11 protein-coding genes are annotated in these 12,686 nt (G+C 39.2%); 6 read left to right on the top strand and 5 right to left on the bottom strand.

Translation table 11 applies throughout. The features are described 5' to 3' along the window. Positions 1–99: 99 nt before the first annotated feature. The 4 genes from ugpC to HWV01_RS13385 all read right to left on the bottom strand — a co-directional run bounded on the left by ugpC (position 100) and on the right by HWV01_RS13385 (position 4,364). Complete coding sequence (gene ugpC, locus HWV01_RS13400; protein ID WP_211672027.1) at positions 100–1,191, bottom strand: sn-glycerol-3-phosphate ABC transporter ATP-binding protein UgpC; 1,092 nt, start codon at positions 1,189–1,191, stop codon at positions 100–102. 48 nt (positions 1,192–1,239) lie between these two features. Continuing rightward, the gene (gene ugpE, locus HWV01_RS13395) at positions 1,240–2,082 is read right to left on the bottom strand and encodes a sn-glycerol-3-phosphate ABC transporter permease UgpE (RefSeq protein ID WP_249185308.1); all 843 of its coding nucleotides are present in this window, start codon (positions 2,080–2,082) and stop codon (positions 1,240–1,242) included. Positions 2,083–2,116: 34 nt separating this feature from the next. Further along, positions 2,117–2,998 (bottom strand): ABC transporter permease subunit, encoded by an 882-nt coding sequence (locus HWV01_RS13390; RefSeq protein WP_211672026.1) that lies wholly within the window; start codon positions 2,996–2,998, stop codon positions 2,117–2,119. A gap of 73 nt (positions 2,999–3,071) precedes the next feature. After that, complete coding sequence (locus HWV01_RS13385) at positions 3,072–4,364, bottom strand: extracellular solute-binding protein (protein ID WP_211672025.1); 1,293 nt, start codon at positions 4,362–4,364, stop codon at positions 3,072–3,074. Between the two features lie 434 nt (positions 4,365–4,798). On the opposite strand from HWV01_RS13385, the gene HWV01_RS13380 reads away from it, so the two are divergent. From HWV01_RS13380 to HWV01_RS13360, 5 genes are all read left to right on the top strand, one after another. Further along, positions 4,799–5,731: a porin gene (locus tag HWV01_RS13380; protein WP_211672024.1), complete on the top strand. Its 933-nt coding sequence runs from the start codon at positions 4,799–4,801 to the stop codon at positions 5,729–5,731. 146 nt (positions 5,732–5,877) lie between these two features. Further along, positions 5,878–6,282 carry a DUF3568 domain-containing protein gene (locus HWV01_RS13375; protein ID WP_211672023.1) on the top strand — a complete coding sequence of 135 codons (405 nt, stop codon included), beginning with the start codon at positions 5,878–5,880 and terminating at the stop codon, positions 6,280–6,282. 94 nt (positions 6,283–6,376) lie between these two features. Next, positions 6,377–7,033, top strand: coding sequence for a LysE family translocator (locus HWV01_RS13370; protein WP_211672022.1), 657 nt, complete (start codon positions 6,377–6,379; stop codon positions 7,031–7,033). A gap of 89 nt (positions 7,034–7,122) precedes the next feature. After that, positions 7,123–8,106: an acyltransferase gene (locus HWV01_RS13365; protein ID WP_211672021.1), complete on the top strand. Its 984-nt coding sequence runs from the start codon at positions 7,123–7,125 to the stop codon at positions 8,104–8,106. Positions 8,107–8,175: 69 nt separating this feature from the next. Beyond that, positions 8,176–9,849 carry a non-ribosomal peptide synthetase gene (locus HWV01_RS13360; protein ID WP_211672020.1) on the top strand — a complete coding sequence of 558 codons (1,674 nt, stop codon included), beginning with the start codon at positions 8,176–8,178 and terminating at the stop codon, positions 9,847–9,849. A gap of 87 nt (positions 9,850–9,936) precedes the next feature. Here the strand turns inward: HWV01_RS13360 and HWV01_RS13355 are convergent, their stop codons facing one another. Beyond that, positions 9,937–11,271 carry a sodium-dependent transporter gene (locus HWV01_RS13355; protein ID WP_211672019.1) on the bottom strand — a complete coding sequence of 445 codons (1,335 nt, stop codon included), beginning with the start codon at positions 11,269–11,271 and terminating at the stop codon, positions 9,937–9,939. A gap of 394 nt (positions 11,272–11,665) precedes the next feature. Between HWV01_RS13355 and rarD the strand changes: the two genes are divergently transcribed. Further along, positions 11,666–12,529: an EamA family transporter RarD gene (gene rarD / locus HWV01_RS13350; protein ID WP_249185305.1), complete on the top strand. Its 864-nt coding sequence runs from the start codon at positions 11,666–11,668 to the stop codon at positions 12,527–12,529. Positions 12,530–12,686: the final 157 nt, after the last annotated feature.

The raw sequence follows: 12,686 nt of genomic DNA, 5'->3' as shown, positions 1-12,686 counted from the left end.
TGGATGCTGTAATCATTCAGTAAGTCAAATTGAGAGGCACACTTTAACGTTTGGTTGAAGTGTGCCTTTTTTGTTATTGCAGGTTTAATTAACGATCATTCAACTTGCTTTCGCTAATGTGTCCGTATTTTCATTCGCCGATAATAATCGTTTCCCGTCTTTGCTAAAGAGGTGTAAGTGCTGTTTTGCAACATTCAGGGTTAATATTTCTTTGCTTGAGAAGTGTTGCTCGGGCGTTAAAGCCGTAAATATTTTATCATTGACTAAACCATGCACGAGTTGATTCGGTCCTAATGGTTCAACAGCTTGTACGGTAAGTGAAAAATTTAATCCAGTGTTCGAAGGCTCTAATAAAGCATGTTCAGGTCTAATGCCTAACTGGATTGTCTGTGCTGGTAAATGTGCGTATTCGGATAAAAATATGCTTTGCTGTTCAAATTTTACGACGCCATCGGTAATCTCCGCCTGATGAAAATTCATCGCGGGACTGCCAATAAAACTCGCGACAAAGGTACTTGCTGGCTGGTGGTAGACGTCGGCAGGCGTACCAACTTGTTCAATCACACCTTGATTCAATACTATTATGCGGTCTGCTAGCGTCATTGCTTCAACCTGATCATGTGTGACATAAACACTGGTTACGGCTAATTCTCGTTGTAGCTTCTTAATTTCTAAACGCATGTGCGCACGTAATGATGCATCTAAGTTAGATAAAGGCTCATCAAATAAGAACAATTGGGGATCGCGTACAATTGCGCGACCCATAGCAACACGTTGGCGTTGACCACCTGATAACTTAGCTGGCTTACGATCTAGATAGTCCGCTATTTTTAATGTAGCAGCTACTTTCTCGATTTTTAATGCAATTGTTTTTTTATCTATACCTCTGTTTTTTAATCCATAGGCTAAGTTTTCATACACTGTCATGTGTGGATACAAGGCATAATTTTGGAATACCATCGCAATATCGCGACTTGCTGGCTTCTCATTATCGATACGACGATTATTGAGGTGTATTTCACCGCTGGTGATTGATTCTAAACCTGCAATAGATCGTAAAATTGATGATTTACCACACCCAGACGGGCCCACTAATACAATGAATTCTCCTTGTTTAATATCAACAGAAACATTTTTTACTGCTTGGTGGCCGTTGTCATAAGTTTTAACTAAGTTTTTAAGTGCTAACATATTCTATCTCTTTAACAAATTAGGTGTTGGCGGTGATTAAAACCACGGCTATTTTTCAGTTTCAACTAGGCCTTTAACAAACCAGCGTTGAAAGATGATGACGACTAAGATTGGTGGCAGCATGGCGAATATAACTAATGCAAATGCTTGGTCATAACGCGGTTGGCTACTTTGGCTAATGTCGCTCAGTAACTGCTTAATTCCCATGACGATGGTGTTGTAGCTTTCATCCGTTGTCATCATGATTGGCCATAAATATTGATTCCAACCGACGACAAACATAATGATAAAAATGGCGGCGATCATGGTTTTTGATAAGGGTAATAAAATATCGATAAAAAAGCGGACTGGTCCGGCATTATCGAGTTGCGCCGCTTCTAATAATTCATTCGGAATTGTGCGGAAAAACTGGCGGAAAAAAAACGTTGCAGTAGCCGATGCAATTAACGGCAGGATTAACCCCGAAAAACTGTTTAGCATGCCCAAATTAGCAACGACTTCGTACGAGGGGATGATCCTTACTTCTAGAGGGAGCAGTAGGGTGACAAAAATAAGCCAAAACCAAAGCGATGCAAATGGCATACGGAAGTAAACTAACGCATAAGCGGCCATCATAGAAATGATGATCTTGCCGATAGCAAAGCCAAGTCCCATGATCATTGAGTTAATTATCATGGATTTTGCGTTTACGCCACTGCTAAATCCAATACTTTTACTCCAAACTTCACTGTAAACTGCGCTGAAGTTACCACCTGGTAACCACTGTAATCCATCACTGATAATGGTATTTGGGCTGTGTGTCGAACTGGCAAATATTAACCAAATAGGGATGATCATAAAGAGTGCACCGATAATCAGGATCACATGATCTAGCCATTGATTTTGTTTCATAATTAAATTCTCATTTTTGTTAATCAGTCTGCGATTAATAATGCACGCGTTTTTCGATAAACTTGAATTGAACCCAAGTTAATAGCAATACTAAAACCAGTAGCACTACAGATTGTGCTGCGCTGCCACCGAGATCGGTACCAATAAAGCCATCGCGATAAATTTTATATACCAGTGATGTTGTACCGCCGCCAGGTCCACCTGACGTCAAGGTATCGATAACCCCGAAGGTTTCAAAAAAGGCATAGGTTAAGTTGATGACAAGTAAAAAGAACCCCGTTGGTGCAAGCAGCGGGAAGGTGATGGTCCAGAATCGACGGCGATCACTTTCGCAATCCAGCATTGCAGCTTCATTTACCGCATATGAAATGGACTGTAAACCGGCCAAAAAGTAGATGAAATTGACGGATACTTGTTTCCACACCGAGACTAAGACTAAGACAAATGTCGCGTCAAAAGGGTTGGTATATAAGCTAAAGTCCCAACCTAAACTGGCAAAAATATCGGTGAATACACCAATGTGTGGATTAAAGATAAAGCCACCCATAATACCTGCCACAGCAGGCGCAACCGCGTACACCCAGGTTAACGTTATTTTATAAGCACTTTTACCATGTAGGATATTGTTGGCTTTAACCGCGAGCAGTAAGGCAATAGCCAAAGATAGAAAGGAGACCACTACGGCAAAGCCAAGGGTGAAAAAGACAGATTTTAAATATTCAGCTGAATTAAAAATAATGCTGTAGTTTTCTAATCCGACAAATGTAGATGATAGACCCCAAGGATCTTCTAACATAAATGATAGATAAACGGCTTCAGCGGCTGGATAGAAAAAAAACACAGCGATAATTGCAATTTGTGGTACTAAAAGAATATAAGGCAATGCCGAGTGGGTAAATTGTTGGCGTTGTTCCACAATAAAAACCTAATGAATTAAAATGAATAGGTTAACTGTGGTACACACGGTGTGAACCACAGTCAGTAATAGGCTATCGCACAGTTCGAGCGAAACGATTTAGGATAACCTGGCTTTCTTTATCGATATTGTTAAGCGCTTTTTCTACCGAAGTTCGGTTAGCAAATACGTTATCAAATTCACGATGCATGACTTCTTGGATTTGTGAGTAGAAACCTAAACGGTACCCTCGTGTCCATTCACCACCGGCTAGGCTAAGTTGTTTAACGCCCACTTCTGCATCTGGTTGTTCTTGGTAGTAACCTGATTTTTTGGTTAGCGCATAAGCCGCTTTTGTTACGGTTACGTAACCCGTTGACTTATGCCAAAACATTTGTGTTTCAGGACTGGTTAAGAAGCTAAAGAATGCGGCTGCAGCTTGCTGTTCTTTCTTCGGTTTACCATCAATAGCGAATAAAGCCGCACCACCAATAAACGTACGACCCGCATCTTTATTAATTGATTTCCAATACGGTAGGTAGGTTGTGCCTAACTTAAAGTCAACCCGATTTCGTAAACCACCAAATGAGCCTGATGACCCCATCCACATGGCGACTTGCTGCTTTTCAAACGGTATTTGGTTTGCATCCCAATCTGAGCCGTAATATTTGTAATAGCCGTTGTCAGACCATTCTTTTAATTTGTTAAAGTGCATCTGCATATCAGGCGTATTGATCATAAGTTTGCTTGCAGGTGCATCAAAGCCATTATTTTTATTCGCGACGGGTAAGTTATGACGAGACTTGAAATTTTCGAACATGATCCAAGGTGTCAGCGATTGTGAAAACGTGGCGTAACCTTGTGCTTTTAGTTTCTCTGCGACTTGTTCCATTTCTTCATAGGTTTGAGGTGCGTTAACACCGACCTTATTTAGGATATCTTTATTGTAATAAAGTACAGGTGTCGAACTGTTGAAAGGCATGCCAATCATTTTACCGTTACTGTCAGCGTAAAAATTACGAACACCTGCAATATAGTCTTGATTGTTAAACGCATAACCAGACTCAACCAAAATATCTTCTACTGGTTTCGCTACACCTCGTGCATTAATGATCGTCGCGGCACCGACATCTGCAACTTGTAGTATGTTCGGCGCTTGACCTGCTCTGTAAGCTGCAATACCAGCGGTGAGCGTTTCAACATATGATCCTTTGTATACGGGCTTGATTTTGTATTCGTCCTGAGACGCGTTAAAGTCACGAGCAATTGTATTTACTGTTTCACCAAGTTGACCACTCATTGCATGCCACCAGGTAATGTTGGTCTCTGCCATGCTTGTGTTTGATAGTAATGAAGCCAAAATTCCGATTATCAATCGCTTTTTCATCTCAATCCTTAATGATTATCTAGTTAATACCTGTAAATGTGATGCCTATATTAGGGGGAGATGATGACGGTTGTGTTGCACTTTTGTTTCGGTAATGTGACGTCGGTAATTCGATGCTGATAAATGACGATGTGATGATATGTATTGAACTATTGTGTGCCACTGATTAGGTTGTATCCAATGGGTTCATGAACGAATGATGAACAAGGTAAATTATGGTCATGAAGAGTAAGCAAGGTAAATTATGGTCATGAAGAGTAAATACTCTTGAGTCGATTTGTAATATTGACTATCTTCACGTTTTTCAAAGGCATACAGTGCTTTGTTGATGCGAATTCTTTAAGGGATTTAGCCGTCAGCTTCACTACCGTCTTAGCTATTTATCACTTTTACTATCAATTTAAGCATCGACTTAAGTAATAATAGGATTGTTCATGAACAACACAAATAAAGCACTATCTTTCACATTGGCAACACTTGTATCTACGTCAGCTTTTGCTGATACGATAGACACCGATGATTTTTCTTTTGGTGGGCGAGTTGAAGGATGGGGAGGGCTTGTTGATAGTACTTATGAAGATAATTTACGTGTTCGTTTGAATGGTCAAGGTAAGCACCAAATTAATGGTTCTATCAAGGCGGTTGGTAAATTGGAATTTGAGGCTACAGGAACACAGTCTTCATCTGATCATATTAGCGATTATACACGTTATGCATATGTTGGTGCAGAAACTGCTTACGGAACGTTAACATATGGTACGCAAGATAACGCTGTTACATATCTAACTGATTTTACCGACATGGCTGAAATTTTTAGTGGTTATACAAACACTGGCATTGTAGCAAGTAACGATAGGGCTGAAGATACAGTTCTTTATAGCCTGACCAAAGGTGATTTTAAATTCAATGCATCAGCTAACCTAAGAGGAAATGTAAGTGGCGGCGGCGTGATGCTTGCTTATCAACTACGCGAAGATATTGAAGTTAGCGCTGGTTATGCGGGTACAGAATCAAATTTGTATAGCCCAAACTCATCAGATGTATACATGCTTGGTGCTCGTTATACTAAAGATAGTTTTTTACTTTCAGGCTTAGTACAGCAAGGAACTATAAATGGTGCAGACTTCGATGCCGTTGATGCATTTGCATCTTATGACTTTGGTGAAAATAAGGTGAGTGTTTCGTATAATTATTTAAGTGCTGACAATGCGCCCAATCAATATATTAATTTCGTAGCATTTGAATATGGCCGTTATATTGGTGACTTAGCGCTATATACTGGCTACAAAGTCGCACTAAGCACGGATACTTCAGCGGGGGGCAGCAATGCAGATGAATTCATGTTGGGTGCGCGTTATTCTTTTTAATGCAGACTTATTAATTCAAGTTTAAACTTAAGCAAAATGGCTCTGTTCCTCCAGGTAATTGATGACACTTATTAAGTACAGTTGACATCTCGGGGAACAGAGCCTTTTATTTATCAATTAATACACTAAATCACAAGGCCTTTACCATGAAAAAAAGTCTCATCATTTTATTCTTTATGACATTAATTTCTGGTTGTGCAGGGCTGGGCGTAGCGACTGTAGGTGCCGTTATGTATTACAAGAGTCAAAACCATGAAGTAGCAACTGTCGATATTAAGGCATCTGCTAATAACGTTTATAATACTGCGCTTAATATTGTTAATAGTAATCCTGACGTAGAGATTGAGAATCAGGACGATTCTGCAATGCTGTTAGATATTCGCCAGGCGGATACCGCAGCCACTCTTAAAGTCGCGAAAATTAATAGCAATATTTCTCAGCTTACAATCAGTGCTGATGCGAGTGTTAATAATGGCGTCAGTCGTGTTCTAGAGGGAGTATTTAGAATCTGTAAGGAACTTAATGTGGAATGCGAATTGAATAACCAGTAAACCTCGTCACATGCTACAATCGGACACTGTCTTTTTGTATTTACAGATAAATACAAAACCAATTGATAGTCAATAACAAAGAGGGAGTTGTAGTATGTTCGGAGTAACAGAACTGTGGTTATTTGTGGTATCAGGTATCATGTTAAACTTGATCCCTGGTCCTGATTCTTTATATGTTATTGGCCGTAGCGTAGGCCAAGGTTTCCGTGCAGGTTCTGTCGGTGCATTTGGTATTGGTGCTGGCACCTTGGTACATATTCTTGCAGCTGCGTTTGGCCTGTCGGCTATTTTAGCCACATCGGCGATGGCATTTACTGTTGTTAAAGTAATTGGCTGTATTTATTTGCTATATATTGGTTTCAGTATGCTGTTATCAAAGAATAAAGTCGCTAATGCTGATATTGAAGCTAGTGCCGAAAATAAAAATACACCGTTATCAAATATCTTCTTTCAAGGTTTTTTAACCAATGTGTTAAATCCCAAAGTAGCCTTGTTCTTTTTAGCTTTTGTCCCGCAATTTATTGCCATGGATTACCCAGATAAAGCGATGTCATTTATTTTTCTTGGGGTTATTTTTAATATTAACGCTATGATCTGGTGTCATATTTTAGCTTGGTCATCATCGTCGATTAGCGGTAAGGTTAAACATAATCAGCAATTAACGACTTATTTAACGACTTATTTAACGAAACTCACAGGTGGTTTGTTTCTGTTTTTCGGTGTTAAATTAGCGATGAGTAAACAAGGCTAATTTCGTACAATTTCCGATTTTGCTGTTTATACCATATTGGCTATAATTAAAAACCAGTAAGTTACTTACTGGTGAGATAAGGGCCAATAATGCAATTTATCAATAACTACAGAGGGATTGCTATTCTACTCATTATGTTGATTCATGCTATTGGCACGATCGACAATGATGATTCTGCGATATTGTTCGGCATTGGTTTGTTACTCGAAAACTCGACAGTATTATTTGTCGTTGTTGCGGGCTATTTATTTTCGGCTTTATCAGCCAACTTTGATTACCTTGAATTTCTAAAACATAAATTTAAGGTGATCATTGTCCCTTACTTTTTCGTCTCACTTCCCGCTATCTTAATTTATATGACTGGTCTTAAAAGTACCCATTTTTGGATTGATATGGATTGGTTTCGTAGCTTAAATCTAGCCTACCAATATTTGTACTTAATGGCTTCGGGTTCGCACCTTGTCACGTTATGGTTTATTCCGATGATTATTCCATTTTATCTTCTGAGTCCGGTTATTATTTATATCAAAAATAAGTGTTTGTTAGAGGCGTTTTTTATCGTGTCATTAGTGCCTGCTTTATGGTTTGGTCGACCGTATTTTAGTGAGAATAATTTGATATGGAGCGTGTATTTTTTGCCTGCTTATTTACTGGGCATGGTACTTTGGCTACGGCCGCGTATTTATGAAGTGCTAGTTGAATATAGTAGTTATATTTTAGTTGGTTACATCGTTGTCTATCTTTCTAACTCATGGTTTTCTGCGTTTAGTTCATCGGTTGATTTACTGTGGAAAATGAGCTTATCTGTGATTTTAATAGCCTGCTGTAAGCGTCATCTATCGAAGAGGAATAGGTGGTTAAATATGTTTGCTCATTTGAGCTTTTATCTGTTTTTTGTGCATGGCTATTTTATTGGTGTGATTAGAATTTTGTATAAACACTTTAATACTGAAGTGAGCGGAATTATTGCGGCATCGGCCAGTTTCTCAATCACAATATTATTGTCGTTATTGTCTTTTGTTATCATTAAACTGATTTTAAAGGAAAAATCGAAAATGTTTGTTGGTTTATAGTCCTGTGGTTATGACTAATACGGATGGAGTCTATTAATTGTTATTTACGTCAATCGAAAGGGGGGCGCTATGTTTTTTAATGATTTACGACGATTCAAAAATAACATTGCGTTGATTGATGCTAAAAGTGGTGAACAAGTCACTTATTGTGAGCTTGATGATCAAGTTGATATTTTAGCGAAGAAACTTGGTTGCCATAAAGAATTGGTGTTTATAGAATCAAGAAATACGATTAAATCGGTGATTTGTTATTTAGCGTGTTTAAGGAGTAATAAAGTTATCTATCTCGCAGATGATTTTGAAAGTGAAAAGTCTGCGCAACTCATCAATTATTACCAACCGAACCTACTTATAGATGCGTCTGGGCATACTCACCATCATTCACACCTTGTTTATCTTTTACATACTGATTTAACCTTGTTGTTATCTACTTCGGGTACAACTGGTACGCCTAAGTTTGTTAAGTTAAGTTCGAAAAATTTGCAGTCAAATGCCGAATCTATTGTCGAATATCTTCATTTAAATGAAGAGGATATTGCGTTAGCGCACTTAAAGCTACATTACTCTTATGGTTTATCCATTCTACATACGCATCTACAAGTTGGCGCATGTACTGTGTTTAGTCAGCAAGGTGTATTGGATACGGAGTTTTGGGATGATTTAGTCACTTATTCTGCGACCAGTTTTGCGGGGGTGCCCTATACATTTGAAGTTTTATTAAAAACCAATTTTGATTTTAGTTGTTATCCAAGTTTACGTTATGTTACTCAGGCTGGTGGTAAGTTAGAGGATTTTTTAGTTAAGGAATATGCTTTGCAAGCGCAGGTAAATAGTATTGAATTTTTTGTCATGTATGGGCAAACAGAAGCATCACCAAGAATATCGTATCTTCCACCTGACTTAACGGTGGACTTCCCTGGCTCTATTGGCCGTTCTATTCCGCAGGGTGAATTATTTATTGTTGATGATGAGGGGCAAAAGATCAATGTGCTAGATACACCAGGGGAGCTGGTTTATCGAGGTGAAAATGTGATGATGGGTTATGCTAGGTCGATTGATGATTTAGCTGTCGATGCAACCCCCTCTATGTTGTTTACGGGAGATATTGCTTGCCGAACACAGCATGGTCTTTTTTATCTTATTGGTCGGACTAAGCGTTTTGTTAAGTTGTTTGGGCTACGGATTAACCTTGATGATGTCCAAAGCTTTGTTAAAAAGCTGTATCCGAACAGTGCGGTGACCGGGAATGATGAAACAATTATTATTGCGTTAGAAAACGCTCAAAGTGGGCAGGGTAAAGTGTTAAAGGGTACTGAGAGTAAAGCGCTGCTCACTCGCTTAAGTGACGCTTATGCGTTACCACGTGATAAATTTATGATCTCCACGTTTCAATCGCTTCCACTACTCGAAAATGGTAAATATGATTTACGTACTATCGAGCAGCAAGTTTATAAGAAACACAGCATCGGTTTTTTACAACGCTTGCTTAATACCATCGCGACCATTCTAGAATTGGATACAAAAGAATGGGACAGTATCTCTTGTCTATTTATGGCGGCTTTAGGATTAAAAGAATTAGCGTTAAGTGATAGTTTTAATGATTTAAATGCAGACTCTCTGTCATTTGTTTATTTATCTGTAGAGCTAGAGCATTGTTTGGGTAACGAATTACCTGATAACTGGCAAACGTGTAGTATCGAAGAACTTGAATTAATTTATACTGCGGTACGGTTTGATGATTGAAAATGGCGGCCATGTCACTATTATTACAATAGGAAGTAGCCGCCTTTGTATCATCTTTTTACGTATTAAGTCAGAAGTTGATAATGATTAAGATGCTAGCACTAGAATGATGAGTACAGGGCAAACAATACGTACATACCAAGGCCATATTTTCCAAAATAAACTATCTTCGAGCTCTGCACTGCCTTGTTTAATTTCGGCAAGTAGTTGGTCACGACGCCATATCCAACCCACTAATAATGCGAAGATTAGCGAAAGAATTGGTTGTGCATAAACGGTTGTTGCTGTGATCACTAAGCCAAACAAATCGCCAAAGTTAAAGATGATCACTGCTGAAATCAACGTAATAATACCGCCAATCCACCAAACTACTGTTGAACGGTCCTTATTCAATTCTTCGGTCGCACAAGATACTGGTACTTCTAACATTGCGATTGATGACGTTAGGGCGGCAATAAGCATTAATACAAAGAACAAAATACTGATAACAATGCCCATCGTACCCATGGTATCAAACATCGCAGGTAATACATTAAACACTAACGTATCAGAGCTAAGCAGGGCACCGGCAGCGTCATAAATTTCAACGCCATTTTTCTGTGCCACGAACATCGCAGGTAAAATCAGTAGGCCCGCACCAAATGCAACACCAGTATCGAGCAATGCGACTTGCACGGCTGTTTTTGGAATGTTGGTATCTTTACTTAAATATGAACCATATACCATCATCGCACATACGCCCAACGATAATGAGAAGAACGCTTGACCCATCGCACTGATCATTAAGTCTGAAGTTAGGTGTGAGAAGTCAGGAATAAGATACATTTCAAGACCTTCACTCGCGCCATCGAGTGTTAAGATATAAGCTGTCAGCAAACCAAATAAGATGAACAGTAATGGCATTAAACGTGAAGACCAGCGTTCGATACCATCGGTAACGCCGCTTTTAACAACGTTGATAGTCATTAACATGAAGATAACCATCATCACCAAGTTACGTTCTGTACCAAATGCATTCACCCATTCTGCCGCAGTATCAAGACCGATAAGTGTAAACAGTGGAGAAAGTAATGAACCTAATAACCAGCCTGCAACAATTGCGTAAAAGCTTAAGATCATTGATACCGCAACCATACCTGCTATACCTAAACCTGCAGCCGCCATTTTTTGTTTTGGGCAAATAGATTGGAGTGATTTGATTGGGTTGGCTTGACCGTGACGACCAATTGTTAGCTCTGCAACGAGTAATGGGTAAGCGAGAATAAACACCATTAATAAGTAAACAAGTAAAAATACAGCCCCGCCGTTACTCGCTGCTTGTGTAGGGAAACCCCAAATATTACCGACACCGACTGCTGAACCTGCTGCTGCCATGATGAAGCCGAATCGAGACGAAAATTGTGCTCTTGAACCTGTTGCCATTTTTATTCCAACGTATTTCTTGCCGAGTAAGTGGTTAATTTTGAGAATTGTGTACATGGTCGATCGTGGTGTAAACCTTTGTGTACACATGGTCAAAATTAGATTTCAATTGTATTGGTGACAAGTAGAACAGTTTTATCGTATTATTAAAAGCCCGAAGGGCATATGTTTCATTTATTCGTGTGTCATCAGTTTATAATTTAATCAATTTATTAATATTAAGCTTATCTGACTCATCTGAATCTTTATATTCAATATATAAAACTTCAGTGGCCTGCCGTGGTGTTGTCTCGGCTCTTACTCTCATTCTCTAACCAGTTGAATTTGATAACCTATGATTTTCTCCAAACTTAATAGTAAAACATGCCATTTTTCCGCTCAAAAAAAGGGATTAATGGCTTCAATAATGGCTTCTTGTTTATTTGCATTACTGCCCTTGTATGTACAGTTCCAACCAAACTGGCCAGAAACAGGTGTTGCCGGAGGCGCTGGTCATTGGCTAGCCGGGCAAAGAATTTTGTGGAGCTCCGTCATTATGCTATTGGGTTTAATCGTAGTAGGGCGAATATCATTGTTGTGGGAACAATTAAAACAATGGCGGTTATGGCCTCGCTTTTTACTCTCTGCTTGTTTAATTGCGCCACAGTTTTGGATTTTTATCTGGGCGCCGCTACAGGGTGAAATACTGTCTGTGGCATTAGGCTATTTTGCGCTACCTCTGATCTTGGTTGCGGTTGGTTATTTTGTCTATGGTGAGCAATTAACCCGTGCACAGTTACTTGCATGCAGCATTGCTGCTTGTGGTGTTGTTTATGCCTATGTCATTGCTGATGGCATCTCTTGGATTGTGTTTGTTATTGCTTTAGGTTATCCGCTGTACTTTATGAATCGCCGACGTTACCCAATGGCGAGCGATCTGGTATTCACCTTAGACAACATTTTTTTACTGCCAGTTGCACTGCTTGGTATGCTTTATTTACAACCCTTTAATGATTGGCTACAAATCGACGTCTGGTCTTGGGCTTATTATTTAGGACTCGCGATTACAGGCACACTACCGATGCTATTATTTTTATACGCCTCACAAATGCTCCCACTTAGCCTGTTTGGTTTATTGACTTATTTAGAGCCGACATTAGTTTTTTGTGTCGGCTTATTACTTGGTGAGCGCATTGAACTAATCCAATGGCCAATCTATGGGGCTATTATGCTTGCCTTGGTATTAATTGCAGTAGATAGTTATAAACGACGCGGTTAGTACGATATTGGAAATAATGAATGTGCAAATTAGGAATGGATTGATCTAAGCCATATTTGGACATTACCAATTTACGGCGACAAACTTGTTTCTATTCTATCGCTAACTTTTAGTATCCCAAAATGCAATCAGGCACTGCTTATCGCAGTGTCTGAGG

It is taken from the genome of Moritella sp. 5 (assembly GCF_018219455.1).
Taxonomy (GTDB): Bacteria; Pseudomonadota; Gammaproteobacteria; order Enterobacterales; family Moritellaceae; genus Moritella.
Note: the sequence above shows the minus strand (reverse complement) of the source record. Positions and strands in the feature narration are given on the sequence as shown.

What these genes read in the sequence shown, in the direction of transcription:
- ugpC (WP_211672027.1), bottom strand. Translation starts at nt 1,191, where the DNA reads ATGTTAGCACTTAAAAACTTAGTTAAAACTTATGACAACGGCCACCAA.
- ugpE (WP_249185308.1), bottom strand. Translation starts at nt 2,082, where the DNA reads ATGAAACAAAATCAATGGCTAGATCATGTGATCCTGATTATCGGTGCA.
- HWV01_RS13385 (WP_211672025.1), bottom strand. Translation starts at nt 4,364, where the DNA reads ATGAAAAAGCGATTGATAATCGGAATTTTGGCTTCATTACTATCAAAC.
- HWV01_RS13380 (WP_211672024.1), top strand. Translation starts at nt 4,799, where the DNA reads ATGAACAACACAAATAAAGCACTATCTTTCACATTGGCAACACTTGTA.
- HWV01_RS13375 (WP_211672023.1), top strand. Translation starts at nt 5,878, where the DNA reads ATGAAAAAAAGTCTCATCATTTTATTCTTTATGACATTAATTTCTGGT.
- HWV01_RS13370 (WP_211672022.1), top strand. Translation starts at nt 6,377, where the DNA reads ATGTTCGGAGTAACAGAACTGTGGTTATTTGTGGTATCAGGTATCATG.
- HWV01_RS13365 (WP_211672021.1), top strand. Translation starts at nt 7,123, where the DNA reads ATGCAATTTATCAATAACTACAGAGGGATTGCTATTCTACTCATTATG.
- HWV01_RS13360 (WP_211672020.1), top strand. Translation starts at nt 8,176, where the DNA reads ATGTTTTTTAATGATTTACGACGATTCAAAAATAACATTGCGTTGATT.
- HWV01_RS13355 (WP_211672019.1), bottom strand. Translation starts at nt 11,271, where the DNA reads ATGGCAACAGGTTCAAGAGCACAATTTTCGTCTCGATTCGGCTTCATC.
- rarD (WP_249185305.1), top strand. Translation starts at nt 11,666, where the DNA reads ATGGCTTCAATAATGGCTTCTTGTTTATTTGCATTACTGCCCTTGTAT.